We start from the raw sequence: 15,931 nt of genomic DNA on the forward strand, positions 1-15,931 counted from the left end.
GCCAAGCGCGCGTCGCACGAACCCGCTTCCGACGCGATCCCGATGCCTACCTCACCGCCCTCGAACGCCAAGCCCAACAGTTAGATTTGCCAGCCTAGTTTTTTTGCGCGTTTCGCACCGATGCGGCCGATTGCCCTCGACCCCTGAGCAAGCGACACTGATGTTGCTATCTGTGTCTCATCGCAACCGGAACCCGGCCCGGGATGCGACGTTCGTCCTCAGCCCGTCGGTCAGGAGCCCGTCATGAGACAATCGACTGTCGCCTCCATCGCGCGACGTCTGATCAAAACCGTCGCCGAGGCCAGTCGCTCGCTGATCGGTGCGATCCTCGAAGGGCCGATGCCGGCGCCTCAGCCGATCCCGGTGCGTGTCCGCGCCGACCGTCGCCGCTGAGGCCTGCCTGAAGGGCGTCGTTTCAGGCGCCCATCACGGTATCGAACAGCAGCTTGCCGTTCAGGACGACGATCAGGGCCGCGATGGCCCAGGACACGACCTTGAGCCAGGGTTTGATCGTGTGAACCCCCATCTTCCCTCTGTCGGAGACAAATCCGACCAGGGGGATGATCGCGAAGGGGAGCTGCATCGACAGCACCACCTGACTCAGCACGAGCAGCTTCGCCGTACCCTGTTCCCCATAGAGTGCCGTGACGCCGACGACCGGCACGATGGCGATCCCCCGGGTGACCAGGCGTCGGGCCCAGTCCGGGATGTGCAGGCGCAGGAATCCTTCCATCACGATTTGTCCCGCCAGCGTCGCCGTGACGGTGGAATTGAGGCCTGAGGCCAGCAACGCCACCGCGAACAGCGTCGAGGCGATGCCGGCTCCGAGGAGCGGTGAGAGCAGTTCGTAGGCCTGCTCGATCTCCTGGATGTCGGTGCGTCCCTGGGCGTGGAACACCGAGGCGGCCATGATCAGGATGGCGGCATTCACGAACAGGGCCAGCATCAACGCGATCGTCGAGTCGGCCACCGCGAAGCGGATGGCCTCACGTCGGCCGTCGTCCGTCCGAGGATAAGCCCGCGTCTGCACGATGGAGGAATGCAGGTAGAGATTGTGCGGCATCACGGTGGCGCCGATGATGCCGATGGCGATGTAGAGCGCCGCCGGATTCCGGACGATCTCGGATGTGGGCAGGAAGCCGCCGAGCACCGCTTGGAGTGGTGGTGCCGCGAGTGCGATCTGGATCCCGAAGCTCACGAAGATCACGGCCAACAGAGCGATGACGAAGGCCTCGAGCGCGCGAAAGCCCCGCCGCATCAGGAGCAGGATCAGGAAAACGTCGAGCGCCGTGAGGGTTGCGCCAACGACGAGGGGCAAGCCGAACAGGAGCTTGAGGGCGATGGCCGTCCCGATGACCTCGGCGAGGTCGCAGGCGATGATCGCCGCTTCGCAGGCGAGCCACAACATCAGGCTGATGGGGCGCGGGTAATGATCCCGGCAGGCCTGGGCGAGGTCGCGACCCGTCGCGATCCCGAGCCGAGCGGCGAGCGCCTGGAGGACGATGGCCATGAGGTTGGACAGCAGGATGACCGAGAGCAGCGTGTAGCCGAACTGGGCACCGCCGGCGATGTCCGTCGCCCAGTTGCCGGGATCCATGTAGCCGACTGAGACCATGTAGCCGGGGCCGATGAAGGCCAGCAGTCGACGCAACCAGGTGCCTGTCGCCTGAACGGGAACGCTGCCGTTCATGCGTCCGAGGCTCGGGTGGTCAAGAGTCTCCCGGCTGAAGCGCCAGGATCCTTCCGTGCGCGTTCCGTTCGCCAGGGTACCCTCCGGTGCCGAGACGGGCATCGGAGCCGTCAGAGGTTCGTGTCGAGCCATGCCCACGCGTGTTTCCGGGAAGAGGACCGCCGGGCGCCTGGAAGCAGCCCACCGCTTTATAGCAGGAGCTATAAAAAGAGCAAACGGCTAAGTCGGACCCGACGCGATGGTTGCTCCTCTCGGACCCGCAGGCCGTCAGGATGCCAGAGCTTGCAGGTTGCGATCGATATCGGCCACGCCGTGAGCCGCCGTCTGCATGCTCATCGAGATTTCCTGCGTGACGGCGCTCTGCTCCTCCACCGCAGAGGCCACGCCCGTGACGAAGCCGCGAACCACGTCGATCGCCTGTCCGATGGCCGTCAAGGAGACGACGACGTCGCCGGAGACCGTCTGCATCGTCTTGATATCCTCGGCGATCCGTGCCGTGGCGTTCGTGACCTGGTTGGAGAGGTTCTTCACCTCGCCCGCCACCACGGCAAAGCCGCGCCCCGCCTCGCCAGCGCGGGCGGCCTCGATCGTAGCGTTGAGGGCCAGCAGATTGATCTGCCCGCCGACGCCCTGGATCAACTGAACGATACCGTTCATCGACGCGGCGGCGTCAGCGAGCTGGCCGGTCGACCGGTCGGCTCTCTGCGCGCGCTCGTCCATCTCGTCCACCTCCTGGCGGGACCGGGCAAGGCTGCTGGCGATCTCGCCGATGGAGGCGTTCAATTCCTCGGCGGCCGAGGCCACCGCTTGGACATTCACGAGGGTCTGCGACGAGGCGCCGGCGGCCTCGATCTGCGAGCGCATCCGCGCCGTGATATCGGTGGCGTACTTGACCACCTTGAACGGCCGGCCGCTCATGTCGAGGATCGGGTTGTAGGAGGCCTGGATCCAGATCGTGCGGCCGCCTGCGCCGACGCGTTGGAAGATGCCGCTGCGGAACTCGCCCCGGCGCAGGGCGGCCCAGAACGCATTGTACTCGGCCGAGGCTCCATAGGTCGGGTCGACGAACATGCGGTGGTTCTGGCCCCGGATCTGAGCGAGATCGTATCCCAGAACGGCGAGGAAATTCGCATTCGCATCCAGGACGTGACCGGCGAGATCGAAATGGATCACGCCCTGCGAGCGGCCGATCGCTTCCACCTGGCCCTGCAGCTCTGCAGTCCGCAGCTTCTCGGCCGTGACGTCGGTGGCGAACTTGACCACTTTGACCGGGCGCCCGGCCAAGTCGAGGATCGGATTGTAGGTGGCTTGCAGCCAGATCGCGCGGCCATCCTTGCCGACGCGCCGAAACCCGCCGCTCTGGAAAACGCCCCTGGCCAATCCCTCCCAGAGGACACGATAGGCGGCACTGTCCCGTTCGGGGCCGTCGACGAACAGGCGGTGATGCTGGCCCCTCACCTCCTCGAGGCTGTATCCCACCACATCGAGGAAATTTCGATTGGCATTCACGATCGTGCCGTCGAGGTCGAACTCGATCACGCCCTGCGACCGGCCGATCGCTTCGATCTGGCTCCGCGTATCGGCACTCCGCTGTTTCTCCTCCGTGATGTCGGTGGCGAATTTGACCACGCTGGTCACGCGGCCGTCCCGTCCCCGGATGGGATTGTAGGTTCCCTGCAGCCAGATCTCGCGGCCACCCTTGCCGATCCGCCTGTACTCGGCACGCTGGAACTCTCCTCGGGCCAAAGCGGCCCAGAAGGCCTCGTAGGCCGGACGGTCCTGATCCGCCGCGTCGACGAACATGCGATGGTGCCGGCCTTTGATCTCCGCGAGTTCATACCCCACGGTCTTCAGGAAATTCTCGTTGGCGGCCACGATCGTGCCGTCGGGAAGGAACTCGATCACGGCTTGGGACCGGTCGAGCGCCTCGAGCTTTGCCGCGGTGCGGGTGTTGAAGAACGTCATGGGCCAATCCTCGGCTGCGATGCGTTCCACTGCCGTGCGGACACCTCTGCGCCCTCCGTGGTGCCCGTGGGACGGGCCCGACCACCGGTGAGGAAGCGCGGCGCGATTCCTCGAGGGAACTGTGCTGTCGACTCGACGATCCGGAGCGCTCGACATCCCCTGTGGGGTGTTTCGACGACAGCGTGGGAACCGCTGCCGGCACCCTCCCCGGTGCACACCGATTGAAGCCGGAAAGCCTTAAATCCGAATGAAACCGTAGATAAAATCCCCGTGATGATCCGGAGAAATCTGTAGTCCGGGTTTCCATCAAAGGTTAGCTTCGAGGGAAGAGCAGTCTTAGCTGTTTGGGCGAATTGCTCGTTCTGGTCGTCCGCGCGACCCGGATGTCGCCGGTTCCGTCCGATTGCCGTGAGCCGATGTCGAAGTTTCGATGAAAGACCGCATGGCCGTAGCCTTCCCACGACACCGGGATTGCGATCGGCGGTCGGTCCTTCACCGTGGTTTCATTGCCAACAGGGCGATCGGGCACGACGCCATCGATCACGCGACTGAGGAACATCGAGCAATATGTTTCGACGGCATGGCTGTGCGTCGTTGAAACTGCACCGCCCTGCCGGCCGTCGAAACCAGCCAGGATGCCGCCGCTCCGTCGTCACGCGCGCCCGTCTCGGTTGTTTGCCGCCGTTGCGCCGGGTCCGCGATGATGTGTACCTGAGGAAGCCGTGCCCCGTGAGAGGCGGCCAAAACGATCTCAGCGACGGAAGCGGAGCCGGCGGGTATGAAGTGGCAGCGTCTCGCACCGGCCGGTACGCGACAGCAGATGATAGGGACGGCACTGGCCGGCCTTCTTCTGGGTCTCGGTGGGGTCACGGCGGGGACGACGATGGTCAGAGCCTCGGAGCGGGGGGGCCTCTTCAATTTCCTCGAGACGCTGTTCCGTGAGCCGGCCCCTCCGCCGGCGGCATCGATTCCCGCACGCCGGCCCGGGCATTACGTCTCGCTTCCCGACGCCCGGCGGGTGAGCGCCGTGCGGCCGATGCGCCAAACGCCGCGCCCCCTTGTCGAGGCGACCGCGGCCCGACCGATCCGGATCCGGCATCCCCGTGGTCCGGCCGCGAGAAACCAGGTGCCGGCTGTGCCGGCCGCCGCGCGCACCGTATTGGGGGCCCGCACCGTCTGCGTGCGATCCTGCGACGGCTACGTCTTCCCCCTCGGACGCCTCGGGGACCGGTCCGACCTGCCGGTTCACGAGGCCGCCTGCGCGGCGGCCTGCCCGAACACGCCGACGCGTCTCTTCACCCTGGGGGCGGGGGAGACCGAATTCGACCGCGCCGTCGGTCTCGACGGACAGCCCTACCGCAGCCTCGCCGTGGCCAACCTCTATCGGACGAAACGGGTGGAGCAGTGCAGCTGTCAGCCCGAGCAGGGCGTGGCCGCGCCGCTCTCGATTCTCCAGGACATGACCGTGCGCGCCGGCGACATCGTCGCCACCGAGGCGAGCGCGGCCGTCGTCGTACCGGCCCGCGCCGGCGGTTTCACCGTCGTCGACTTCCGCGAGGCGCGCGGCCTGTCGCGCCGCGCGCGGCGCGACATCGATGCCAAGGTCGATGTGGTCCGCCGCGAGGCCGATGCCCGAGCCCTCCGCCAGGGTGTCCGCAGAGCCGATCGGGCGCTCCGCGTCCGGGTCGCCGCGTCCGACGGCTTCGAACCGGTGCCGCCGCCGATCGACATCGAGCCGCGCTTCGGTGCGGTCCGGGCGCCGACCCGGGTCGTGATGGCAGCGCCCTTCGTCTATTGAATCGGCGGCCGGTCGCGTGCCGCGCGTTGTCCCTCGACCGATGGCGGCTGAGGGGCCGGTTCGATTCCACCCGCTCAGGAGCCGCTATGAGCGAGACGCAGTCCGATCCCGACCTCGACGGCTCGCCGCCTCCCAGCGGCGAGACGGTCCGGCTCTCCGCCCTGGTCCGGCGGCGGATCGCACCGAACGGCGGACCGTTCACGGCGACCGGCACTTGCAGCTACCTCGTCGGCGACGAGGCCGTCGCGATCGTCGATCCAGGCCCGGCGGACGAGGGGCACATCGCGGCGCTCGTCGCGGCCTGCGCCGGGGCCCCCGTGACGGCCATCCTGGTCACCCATACCCACCGGGATCACTCGCCGGGAGCCCGGCTGCTCCAGGCGCATACGGGCGCGCCGATCCTCGGCTGCGGTCCGCACCGGGCGGCGCGCACGCTCGGCGCGGGCGAGATCCCCCATCTCGATGCCAGCGCCGACCGGGACCACGTCCCCGACCGGCAATTGCGGATGGGCGACACGGTCGCGGGGCCAGGCTGGACCCTCGAGGCCGTGGAGACCCCGGGCCACACCATGAACCACCTCGCCTTCGCCCTGCGGGAGGAGACGGCCCTGTTCTCGGGCGACCACGTGATGGCGTGGTCGACCACCATCGTGGCGCCCCCCGATGGCGCGATGCGCGCCTACATGGAGTCCCTCGAGGCTCTGCGGGACCGTGACGAGACGATCTACTGGCCCGGCCATGGCGGACCGGTCCGCGACCCGCGCCGCTTCGTGCGCGGTCTCGCCACCCATCGCCGTCAGCGTGAGAGCGCGATCCGCGGGCGCCTGGAGGCGGGCGACCGGGACATCCGCGCCATCGTCGCGGCGATCTACCAGGGCCTGAACCCCGCCCTGCGCGGAGCGGCCGCCCTGTCGGTCTTCGCCCACCTCGAGGATCTGGTCGAGCGCGGCGTCGTGCGGAGCGACGGCCCTGCCCGGCTCGACAGCCGCTACGCACCGGCCTGACGCCCGTTCACTTCACCGCGATGGCGAGATTGGCGACTTCGTCGAGATAGGCGCGGATGCGGTCGGCGTTGCTGCCGAAGTCCCGCGTGCCGAGGCGCGAAGCGGAGCGGACGTCGATGCGGGCCCCGTCCGCCCGCGGATGGACCCGAACGGTGACGTCATCGGCGAGGTTGAGGATGGGACCGCGCGACACCGCCTCGATGCGGCCGTTCCCGACACGTCCGCCGGGGCGGATCGCCTCGACGATCTGCCAACGGCGGTTCACGGCCGCCTTGCGTGCGAGCTCGAAGGCCTCGTCGGCATCGAGGTCGAGGGTCAGCGGCGCGATCTGCGGATAGGCCGCGCGTTGCGCGGCGCGGGCGGCGGGGCCTGGATCGGGCGGATAGCGACCCTCGCGGGCAGCGAAGGCGGTGCGGGAGCGCGAGAAGGCCGGGGGATTGTCGGTGTCGGTGGTCACGTCCGCGAGCGCCGGCAGCCTCAGGGCGCGCAGGGCCGCGTAGGCCGGATAGGCGAGGACGAGACCGGCCAGGAACAGGCCCGCCAGGGCCGCCCCGAGGCCCCGCGCGCCTTCGCGCCAGACCCGGACGAAGGCGACGAGGGCCAGGAAAACCGCGACCCCCGCCAGAACGAGACCGGCGCCGAGGGTCGCCAGGGCGGGGCCCGCCTCGGCGCGCGGATCGCGCACCAGGACGAGGGCGAAGAGGCTGACGAGGAGGGCCAGCACCGCGACGGTCCGCGAGACCGGGCCGGCGCGGGTGATGGGATCTTCGTAGGGCAGACGACGCATGCTGTGACGAGATTCGCTGTCCGGACGATCCGCGGGGCCGTATGCCTGGAGCTTTACCGGTCCGCGCTCCCCGGCGCCACCCGGGCTGTGTGTCGCGAAGCTTCCGGGAGTGGCGCCGTGTCTGCTATAGCCGCCCGACGATGCCCGTGCCTCCACCCGCTCCGACCCCCGCCGAGGCTGCCGATCCTCTGCGGGTCTGGTTTCGCTTCATCCGCCTCAACCGTCGGGTGACCGCCGCGATGGCCGGGGAATTGCGCGGATTGGGATTGTCCATCCCACAATTCGATGCCCTCTCCACCCTCACCGAGCGCGAGGGCATGACGCAGCAGGACCTCGCGGCGCGGCTCTACGTGACCAAGGGCAACGTCTCCGGGCTGATCGATCGTCTCGTCGAAGCCGGCCTCGTCGAGCGTCGTCCGATCCCGGGCGACCGGCGCTCGCACGCCCTCTATCTCACCCCCGCCGGAGCGGACCTCGCCACGCGCGGCATCGTCGCGCAGAAGGCGTACGTCGCCCGCACCCTGGGGCAGTTGCCGGCCCAGGACATCGTGGATTTCGAGCGCCTCGTGCTGAAGTGGCGCGATCTGGCCCGTGAGCAGCCGGTCACCGGCGAAGCGGGCTAGAGCCCGAGCAGCGCCGGCAAATCCGCAGCCGAGTCGAGGATGTAGTCGGCGAGGGGTTCCAGCTCGTCCCGGGCGGCGGCACCCAGCGGGCCGCTGAGCACCGCGATCGCGATCGCCCCGGCCGCGCGGGCCGCGACGAGGTCGTAGGGGGAATCCCCCACCATGGCGATCCGCTTCGCCGGCACCCCGAGATGGTCGGCGAAGGCCGTGACCATTCCGGGCTTCGGCTTGGCGCCGTGACCGGAATCATAGCCCACCACGAAGGCGCAGTGCGACGCGAGGCCGAGGGCGGCGCATTGGGCCCGCGCCGAAGCCTCGGCGTCGTTGGTGGCGATCCCGAGGGTGAAGCCGCCGGCCACGAGGCATGCGGCGAGGTCCGACGGTGCACCGATCGGCGTCAGCGCCGCGAGGCCGGCCGCGCGGAACAACGCGTCCATCTCGCCATAGAGCGCCGGGCCGGCGGGCCGGTCCAGGACCTCGGCCCAGAGGGGGCCGTAGCCGGCCGAGGAGCCGGCGATGAGCGGCGAGGTCGGCGCGAAGCGCTGGCCGACCTCGTCGTAGTGGCTCACCCGCATGAGCGCATCCAGCCGGGACCGGTCGCCGCCCGACAGGTCGGACATCACCGAATAGGCGGCCGGCCCCCAGGTCCGGTCGAAATCGACGAGGGTCCCGTCCTTGTCGAACAGGATCCCGCGGATCGTGGTCCCGAGAATCTCAGGCCGCATCGCGGACCTTCTCGACCTCGATCACGACCCCCTGCGGAGTCATACGCTCGCGCGCCACCATGCGGTCGCCGGGCTCGAAGACGCCGAGGGCCACGTCGCGGTCGGGCAGCACCACGGTGGTGGTCCGGTTGAGATGGACGAGGACGTGGCGCTTCTGGGCCAGGGACGACACCGCCCAGCGTTTGAGCTGGCCGTAATAGGGCTCGCGCCGCCAGGCATTCGGCTGGCCCGGATCGACCTGCACGTTCATGTGGCGCGAGATCGGATCGAGGCTCAGCACCATCTTGGCGCGCTCGGGCTTCCATTCCGGGCCCATCCAGCCTTCGGTCATCCAGAGGCAGTGAAAGGCGCGGCAATGATCGGGCCGGGTCGCATGAATGGCGCAGCCCCGCCCCTGCCGGGTGTGCCGGCACCATTGCCCGGCAACGGACTCCACCGCCGGGACGTCGTAGACCTTGCAGCAGAGGGTGCAGGTTCCGCAGGCGCGGCCGGGGGCGGGTTGAGCCACGATGGTGGCGGGGTCGAGCATGGGTTCGGGTCCGGTTGCGACGTCGCGCGGGTTTCTACGGCGGGCGCCCCTCGTTACAGTCTCGCACCCATGTCGGCCATCGGCCAACCGTCAGGCAAAACTATGCTCTCGAACCTCGCGACCCGCGACGTCGAAACCCTGATCCATCCCTACACCAACCTGGAGACCTTTCGCGAGACGGGGCCGCTCGTCATCGAGCGCGGCCACGGCGTGTGGGTCTACGACAGCGACGGCCGACCCTATCTCGAGGGCATGGCCGGCCTGTGGTGCACGGCGCTGGGCTATTCCAACGAGGAATTGGTGGAGGCGGCCAGCGAGCAGATGGCGCGCTTGCCCTTCACGCACCTCTTTTCGGGGCGGAGCCACGACCCGGCGATCGAATTGGCCGAGACCTTGAAGGAGCTCATGCCGGTTCCGACCTCGAAGATCTTCTTCACCTCGTCGGGTTCGGAAGCCAACGACACGCAGGTCAAGCTGACCTGGTACATGAACAATGCGCTGGGCCGACCCCGCAAGAAGAAGATCCTCTCGCACATCAAGGGCTACCACGGGGTCACGGTGGCCACGGCCTCGATGACGGGCCTGCCCGCCAACCACGCCGACTGGGACCTGCCGCTGCCGGGTTTCCTGCATGTGGGCTGCCCGCACCATTATCGCTTCGGGCAGGAGGGGGAGAGCGAAGAGGCCTTCACCACCCGCCTCGCCGCCGAGCTGGAGGCGGTGATCCTCCGTGAGGGCCCCGAGACCGTCGCGGCCTTCGTGGCCGAGCCGGTGCTCGGCGCCGGCGGGGCCATTCTCCCGCCCGCGGGCTATTACGCCAAGATCCAGGCCGTGCTCGACCGGCACGACGTGCGCTTCATCGCCGACGAGGTGATCTGCGGTTTCGGGCGGCTCGGGACCTGGTTCGGATCCGAGGCGATGGGGATGCGGCCCGACAGCCTGTCCTTCGCCAAGGCGCTCACCTCCGGCTACCTGCCGCTCGGCGGCATCTCCGTCGATGAGCCGCTCTACCGTCTGATGGTGCAGCAGAGCGCCAAGCTCGGGACCTTCGGACACGGCACCACCTATTCGGGGCACCCCGTCGCCTGCGCCGTCGCCCTCAAGACCATCGCGATCTACAAGCGCGACCGCATCGTCGAGGGGGGCGCCGAGAAGGCGCCGCAGTTCCAGGCGCGCCTGGCGGCGCTGGGCGATCACCCCCTCGTCGGGGAGGCACGCGGCATCGGGCTCATCGGCGGCATCGAGCTCGTGGCGGACAAGGCGTCCCGCCGGCAATACGAGCCTAAGGCCGGCGTGGCGGCGCGGGTGGTCGCCTTCGCCCAGGCCGAAGGGCTGATCGTACGGTTCCTCGCCGGGGACCGCGTCGCGGTTTGCCCGCCCCTGGTGATCGCGCCCTCCGAGATCGACACCCTGTTCGACCGCCTGACGCGAGCCCTCGACCGGACTTCGGCCTGGATCGCGGAGCAGAAGCTCGAAGCCGCTCCGCGTCCCGTGGCTTGACCATCAAGATTGCACCGCGAAGGTATTCTTCGCAGTGCATGATGTCTTTTGCGCTGCAAGCGCGGCCCTGCTTAAGTGTTCTCGAGATGGGACGCGCGGTCGATTTGGGCTTTGGTCAAGGGATCGTGAGACCCTTAAGCTTTCATTCAGGTTGGCGGCGGCTCTATGGTTGTCACGTCGCTCGATCGGCGTCCGGGTGAAACCAAACGGTGCCCGCGAGACGTTCATGGCTCAAGATTAGGCACGAGAACCTGACAGAGCCTGTCGAGCACAACAGGACACCCGTTACATGCACTCGCGCCCACAGACTTCAGGCACCGCTCGACGTTCCGACCGCTCCACCATCATCGTCGATCATCAGGCTGAGACGTTCCGGCCCGTCGCACTTCCGGCCCTGGCAGCGGCCGTACAGGCCGTGTCCAAGGCGCAGAAGTCGGCTCGGACGGGGCTCCTGAGCGGCACCCGCTCCGCGCGCTTCGAGCACGAGGACACGCCACTGTCCTGACGTCTCGACGGTGGGTTGCGTCGAGGGGCGCGAGTCCACCCCTGCGGTAGTCCTTCCTCAACGCCTCGGGCCTAACGGTCACGCTGAGCGCGGCACGCTCCTCGCTTTCGTCATCTTTTGTGGCGAGAGGGACGCGCCGCGTCCTTCGCGCGACCGAGGAGCCTGACCATGCTGATCCTGCCGAGCCGCCGGCAGTTCCTGACCGGGCTCGGGGCGAGTGCGGGTGTCGTCGGGTCGACGGGTGTCTACGCCTTCGGCATCGAGCCGCTCTACCGTCTCGTGGTCACGCCTTACGCCCCCGTCCTTCCGAACTGGACACCCGGCCTGTCGCTGCGCGTGGCCGTGCTGGCCGACTTCCATGTCGGCGAGCCGTTCATGCCCCTCGACCGGATCGCCGAGATCGTCGACACCACGAACGCGCTGAAGCCCGATCTCATCCTGATGCTGGGGGACTACCCGGCCGGACCCAGCGTCACCTACCGAAAGATCCCGCTGCCGGAATTCGCCCGGGTGGTGTCGGCGCTCCGCGCCCCGCTCGGGGTCTACTCGATCCTCGGCAACCACGATTGGTGGGACGACAAGCAGGCGCAGGCGCGCCGCGACGGCCCCGTGGAAGCGCAGAGGGCGCTGGAGAATGTCGGGATTCCCGTCATGGAGAACGACGCCCTGCGTCTCGTGAAGGACGGCAAGCCGTTCTGGATCGCGGGCGTCGGCGACCAGATTCCGTTCCTCTTGGAAGATGACGAGGGCGGGCGCGACGACCTGCCGGGCACGCTCGCGAAGATCACCGACTCCGCGCCCGTTCTTCTGATGATCCACGAGCCGGACCTGTTCCTCGACGTGCCGGACCGCGTGTCCCTGACCCTCGCGGGCCACACCCATGGCGGTCAGGTTCGCCTCTTCGGCTATTCGCCGGCCATTGCGGCGATCCACGGCAACAACGATTTCGCCTACGGCCATGTGGTCCGGAAAGGCCGCCAGATGATCATCTCGGGGGGGTTCGGCGTGAGCCGCATTCCGGTGCGCCTGGGGGTTCCCCCGGAGATCGTCCTGTTGAATCTCGGAAGCGCGTCCGATCCGGCGGGCAAGACCGTTCAGGGACCCGGGCTCATCCAGGGCTGACGCGCCTCGGGGGCACCCCGGCGCGGGCTCGGGCCCGCACCGGTGCCCTGCGGGCCTACTTCTTGCCGGCCTTCGGTGCCGCGACCACCGTGCCCTTGGTCGAGGGCGCCGCCGCGATCGTCTTCGTCACGGGCTTCTTGGGCTTCTTCGCCTCGCGACTTCCGCGCTTCTGTTCCGCCGCCATGACCTGTCTCCTTCCGATTGTGGTTGGGGGATCATGGCAGCCTTCCGGGAATAGGCCACCGGAATGTTGCGCGACGCCGGCCCGGCGAAGCGCCGGGCCGGTGGTCCCCGCCCTCAGAGCGGGATGTTGTCGTGCTTCTTCCAGGGCTGCTCCATCTCCTTGGTGCGCAGCATGCCGAGGGCCCGGGCGACGCGCTTGCGCGTCGAGTGGGGCATGATCACCTCGTCGATGTAGCCGCGCTCGGCGGCCACGAACGGCGAGAGGAAGCGGTCCTCGTACTCGCGGGTGCGCTCGGCGATCTTCTCGGCATCGCCGATCTCGCTGCGGAAGATGATCTCCACGGCGCCCTTGGCGCCCATCACGGCGATCTGCGCGGTGGGCCAGGCGTAGTTGAGGTCGGCGCCGACGTGCTTGGACGCCATCACGTCGTAGGCCCCGCCGAAGGCCTTGCGGGTGATGATGGTCACCAGGGGCACCGTCGCCTGCGAATAGGCGAAGAGCAGCTTGGCGCCATGCTTGATCAGGCCGCCGTATTCCTGCGCGGTGCCCGGCAGGAAGCCCGGCACGTCGACGAAGGTGACGATCGGGATCGAGAAGGCATCGCAGAAGCGCACGAAGCGGGCCGCCTTGCGGGAGGCGTCCGAATCGAGCACGCCGGCCAGCACCATCGGCTGGTTCGCCACGAAGCCGACGGTGCGGCCCTCGATGCGCCCGAAGCCCGTCATGATGTTGCGGGCGTAGGTCGCCTGGATCTCGAAGAAGTCGCCCTCGTCGGCCACGCGCCGGATCAGCTCGCCCATGTCGTAGGGCTTGTTCGGGTTGTCCGGGATCAGCGTGTCGAGGCTCATGTCGAGGCGCAGCGGATCGTCGAAGCTCTCGATCTCCGGCACGCCGTCGATGTTGTTGGCGGGCAGGAAATCGACGAGACGGCGGACCTGCAGGAGCGCCTCGACGTCGTTCTCGAAGGAGCCGTCGGCGATGGAGGACTTGGTGGTGTGGACCTTGGCGCCACCGAGCTCCTCGGCTGTCACGACTTCGTTGGTGACCGTCTTCACCACGTCGGGGCCGGTCACGAACATGTAGCTCGTGTCGCGCACCATGAAGATGAAGTCGGTCATGGCCGGCGAGTAGACGTCGCCGCCCGCGCAGGGGCCCATGATCACCGAGATCTGCGGGATGACGCCCGAGGCGGCGACGTTGCGGCGGAAGACCTCGCCGTAGCCGCCCAGCGCCGCGACGCCTTCCTGGATGCGGGCCCCACCGGCATCGAAGATGCCGATGATCGGCGCGCGCATCTTCAGCGCCATGTCCTGGACCTTGACGATCTTGGCCGCGTGCGCCTCGGACAGGGAGCCGCCGAACACCGTGAAGTCCTTCGAGAACAGGAAGACCGTGCGTCCGTTGATGGTGCCCCAGCCCGTGACCACGCCGTCGCCGGGGATCTTCTGCTTCTCCATGCCGAAATCGGTGGAGCGATGCTGGACGAACATGTCGAACTCCTCGAACGACCCGTGGTCGAGGAGGAGCTCGATGCGCTCGCGCGCGGTCAGCTTGCCGCGCTTGTGCTGGGCCACGACGCGGTTCTCGCCGCCGCCGAGGCGGGCCTGGGCGCGCCGCTCTTCCAGCTTCTCGAGAATGTCCTTCATGCGCGCTCGGCCCTGGTTGGAGAGATGGGGTCGCGTCCCGCACGAACTTGAGCGGTAACCTTGGCGGTCGCGATTTGAACCGGCCTTAGCACGCGGCGCTTTCCGCGAAAATCGATTTAACGGCTCAAGTGTGCCAGCCGGGCCGCGGCCTCGAACTCGGCTTGCCGAAGGGCGTGACGCGCCTCAGCCTCCGCGTCACGGCCCCAGACGCTCGCCTGATAGGTCTCGTCCACATGGGCCGCCGCCCAGGCTTCGGCCGGACTGGCCTGCCCGCGCAACACCGCGAGGGCGAGGACGAGCGATCCGGTCAGCGTCGTCAACGTGTGAAGGGCGGCCAACCGGAACGGGCCTTCGGTTTCGCCGATCGCCCGGCGCAGCGCCGCCACGGTGGTATCCGGCTGGGTGACGTGCATGACGCCTTCGCCGAGGATGAAGCGGGCGCCGAGATCGCTGTGCGCCCAGTCGAGGATCGGGTCCCAGGCCTCGGCCTGGGCGCGCATGAGACGCTCCGGATCGCCGGCGCGGTAGGCCAGCAGGTCGGTGCCCGCATAAGCCGAGAGGTCGTCCACCACGGCCTCGCGGCGCGGCGCGACCCCGTCGATGGCGGTGTTGGCGAGGCGCGTCAGCGGCATGGTGGCGGGGTCGATGACCGCGACCTGCGCCGCCCATTCGGCCGCCACGGCCTCCGCGAGGGCGCGCGTCGGCAGGGCGAGAGGATTGCGGGCCGGCGTGTTCGCCGGGCGCCCGTCGAGGGTCAGCCGGAAGCCGTCGCCGTGCGCGGCGAGGCCGGCCTCTCCGTAGAACCGTTTCGGCAGGGCGGGCTTGCCGGGGCCGCGTGCCGCACGGGTCGGATCGGGCTGGGTGGGGTGTTCAGGCTCGCCGAGCCAATCGGGTTTGGGATCGTCGCTCATGGTCCTGCAGATAGGGCATCGCGGCGCGGGCTGCGAGACACGGCGTCTCGCGTCTGGCGCCGGGGTCAGGCCTGGGCCGCCGCCCGTGCGCGCGGATCCCCGGAGAAGAGGGCCCCGAGATCATCCGCGGTGTCGACGACGATGGAGGCGCCGGCACCGAACAGCGCCCCGACGGGATGGTAGCCCCAGGCCACGCCTACGGCCGCGGCACCGGCACTGACCGCCATCGTCATGTCGTAGGTGGTGTCGCCGATCATCACGGTGGCGTCCGGCGCGGCCCCGGTCTCCGCCATGGCCTGGAGCAGCATGGCGGGGTCGGGCTTGGAGGGCGCGTCGTCGGCGCTCTGGGTCGTGGCGAACCATCCCCGCCAGCCATGGGTCTCGATCAGGCGATCGACCCCGCGCCGCGCTTTTCCGGTGGCGATCCCGAGTTGCACGTCGTCGCGGGCGTGGAGGCGTGTGAGCAGCGCTTCCATGCCGGGGAACAAGGGCTCCTCGTAGTTCGGGTCGAGGCGCAGGATGTTGAAGGCGCGCTTGTAGCTCTCGGATAATCCCTCGATCGGGCCGTCGTCACCGACGAGGCGCCGGAAGGCCTGCGGCAGGGACAACCCCACCACCGAGAGCGAGTCCGTACGGTTCGGCGCCGTGAGGCCATGCTCGGCAAAGGCCATGCCCTGCGCGGCCACGATGAGGTGCTGGCTGTCGACGAGGGTTCCGTCGACGTCGAAGACGATGAGCTTCACGGATTCGGGCTCGTGCTGCGAACGGCGTTCCTCACGGCTGCCGCGGGCCCTGGGTCTGACCGTTCCGGGGGCGATCGTAGCCGAGCTTGCACCGGACGAGGAACCGGCGCCGGGCTCCGCCGCGCAGGCCGCGCGTGTGCGAGATCCGGTTGCAGGCGGCGTAGGACCGCCTCCGGGGCCGGCCGACCTGTGCCGCGCC

The 15,931-nt window shown here is 68.7% G+C and carries 17 protein-coding genes; 7 read left to right on the forward strand and 10 right to left on the reverse strand.

Features of this window, described 5'->3' with window-relative positions; genetic code table 11:
* Positions 1-243: 243 nt before the first annotated feature.
* Entirely contained in the window at positions 244-393 is a 150-nt protein-coding gene (locus tag ASF41_RS24605) for a hypothetical protein (RefSeq protein ID WP_156389572.1), read from the forward strand.
* 22 nt (positions 394-415) lie between these two features.
* Here the strand turns inward: ASF41_RS24605 and ASF41_RS04505 are convergent, their stop codons facing one another.
* From ASF41_RS04505 to ASF41_RS25395, 3 genes are all read right to left on the reverse strand, one after another.
* Positions 416-1,822: an Nramp family divalent metal transporter gene (locus ASF41_RS04505; RefSeq protein WP_407067257.1), complete on the reverse strand. Its 1,407-nt coding sequence runs from the start codon at positions 1,820-1,822 to the stop codon at positions 416-418.
* A 135-nt stretch (positions 1,823-1,957) separates the two neighbouring features.
* Positions 1,958-3,655, reverse strand: a complete 1,698-nt coding sequence (locus ASF41_RS04510; protein WP_056491272.1) for a PAS domain-containing methyl-accepting chemotaxis protein — start codon at positions 3,653-3,655, stop codon at positions 1,958-1,960.
* A 313-nt stretch (positions 3,656-3,968) separates the two neighbouring features.
* The gene (locus tag ASF41_RS25395; protein WP_210166976.1) at positions 3,969-4,214 is read right to left on the reverse strand and encodes a hypothetical protein; all 246 of its coding nucleotides are present in this window, start codon (positions 4,212-4,214) and stop codon (positions 3,969-3,971) included.
* Between the two features lie 567 nt (positions 4,215-4,781).
* On the opposite strand from ASF41_RS25395, the gene ASF41_RS04515 reads away from it, so the two are divergent.
* Both ASF41_RS04515 and ASF41_RS04520 read left to right on the forward strand, forming a co-directional pair.
* Positions 4,782-5,453, forward strand: coding sequence for a DUF2865 domain-containing protein (locus tag ASF41_RS04515; protein ID WP_162242102.1), 672 nt, complete (start codon positions 4,782-4,784; stop codon positions 5,451-5,453).
* Positions 5,454-5,539: 86 nt separating this feature from the next.
* Positions 5,540-6,457 carry an MBL fold metallo-hydrolase gene (locus tag ASF41_RS04520; RefSeq protein ID WP_056221191.1) on the forward strand — a complete coding sequence of 306 codons (918 nt, stop codon included), beginning with the start codon at positions 5,540-5,542 and terminating at the stop codon, positions 6,455-6,457.
* A gap of 7 nt (positions 6,458-6,464) precedes the next feature.
* Here ASF41_RS04520 and ASF41_RS04525 read toward each other — a convergent pair whose 3' ends face one another.
* Entirely contained in the window at positions 6,465-7,244 is a 780-nt protein-coding gene (locus tag ASF41_RS04525; protein WP_056221188.1) for a DUF1499 domain-containing protein, read from the reverse strand.
* A gap of 239 nt (positions 7,245-7,483) precedes the next feature.
* Here ASF41_RS04525 and ASF41_RS04530 point away from each other — a divergent pair, with 239 nt between their 5' ends.
* A complete protein-coding gene (locus tag ASF41_RS04530; protein ID WP_244479562.1) occupies positions 7,484-7,867 on the forward strand; it encodes a MarR family winged helix-turn-helix transcriptional regulator in 384 nt (127 codons plus the stop codon).
* On the opposite strand, the gene ASF41_RS04535 is transcribed toward ASF41_RS04530, so the two are convergent.
* Together ASF41_RS04535 and ASF41_RS04540 are read right to left on the reverse strand one after the other, a co-directional pair.
* On the reverse strand, positions 7,864-8,592 hold the full coding sequence (locus ASF41_RS04535; protein ID WP_056491277.1) for an HAD family hydrolase: 729 nt from the start codon (positions 8,590-8,592) through the stop codon (positions 7,864-7,866). The genes ASF41_RS04530 and ASF41_RS04535 overlap by 4 nt on opposite strands.
* Complete coding sequence (locus ASF41_RS04540) at positions 8,582-9,121, reverse strand: hypothetical protein (RefSeq protein WP_056221180.1); 540 nt, start codon at positions 9,119-9,121, stop codon at positions 8,582-8,584. The genes ASF41_RS04535 and ASF41_RS04540 overlap by 11 nt, the downstream gene beginning before the upstream one ends.
* A 102-nt stretch (positions 9,122-9,223) precedes the next feature.
* Between ASF41_RS04540 and ASF41_RS04545 the strand changes: the two genes are divergently transcribed.
* From ASF41_RS04545 to ASF41_RS04555, 3 genes are all read left to right on the forward strand, one after another.
* Positions 9,224-10,621 carry an aminotransferase gene (locus ASF41_RS04545; RefSeq protein WP_056491278.1) on the forward strand — a complete coding sequence of 466 codons (1,398 nt, stop codon included), beginning with the start codon at positions 9,224-9,226 and terminating at the stop codon, positions 10,619-10,621.
* A gap of 289 nt (positions 10,622-10,910) precedes the next feature.
* The gene (locus tag ASF41_RS04550) at positions 10,911-11,126 is read left to right on the forward strand and encodes a hypothetical protein (protein WP_056491281.1); all 216 of its coding nucleotides are present in this window, start codon (positions 10,911-10,913) and stop codon (positions 11,124-11,126) included.
* A 168-nt stretch (positions 11,127-11,294) separates the two neighbouring features.
* Positions 11,295-12,248, forward strand: coding sequence for a metallophosphoesterase (locus ASF41_RS04555; protein WP_056379440.1), 954 nt, complete (start codon positions 11,295-11,297; stop codon positions 12,246-12,248).
* Between the two features lie 55 nt (positions 12,249-12,303).
* On the opposite strand, the gene ASF41_RS26405 is transcribed toward ASF41_RS04555, so the two are convergent.
* The 4 genes from ASF41_RS26405 to ASF41_RS04570 form a co-directional block, all read right to left on the reverse strand.
* Positions 12,304-12,432: a hypothetical protein gene (locus ASF41_RS26405; protein ID WP_274534750.1), complete on the reverse strand. Its 129-nt coding sequence runs from the start codon at positions 12,430-12,432 to the stop codon at positions 12,304-12,306.
* A 113-nt stretch (positions 12,433-12,545) separates the two neighbouring features.
* On the reverse strand, positions 12,546-14,078 hold the full coding sequence (locus tag ASF41_RS04560; RefSeq protein WP_056491283.1) for an acyl-CoA carboxylase subunit beta: 1,533 nt from the start codon (positions 14,076-14,078) through the stop codon (positions 12,546-12,548).
* Positions 14,079-14,194: 116 nt separating this feature from the next.
* Positions 14,195-14,989, reverse strand: coding sequence for an ATP12 family chaperone protein (locus tag ASF41_RS04565; RefSeq protein ID WP_056491285.1), 795 nt, complete (start codon positions 14,987-14,989; stop codon positions 14,195-14,197).
* 65 nt (positions 14,990-15,054) lie between these two features.
* Entirely contained in the window at positions 15,055-15,732 is a 678-nt protein-coding gene (locus ASF41_RS04570; RefSeq protein ID WP_056491287.1) for an HAD-IA family hydrolase, read from the reverse strand.
* Between the last annotated feature and the right edge of the window lie 199 nt (positions 15,733-15,931).

The sequence above is a fragment of the Methylobacterium sp. Leaf111 genome, assembly GCF_001423285.1.
Lineage (GTDB): Bacteria > Pseudomonadota > Alphaproteobacteria > Rhizobiales > Beijerinckiaceae > Methylobacterium.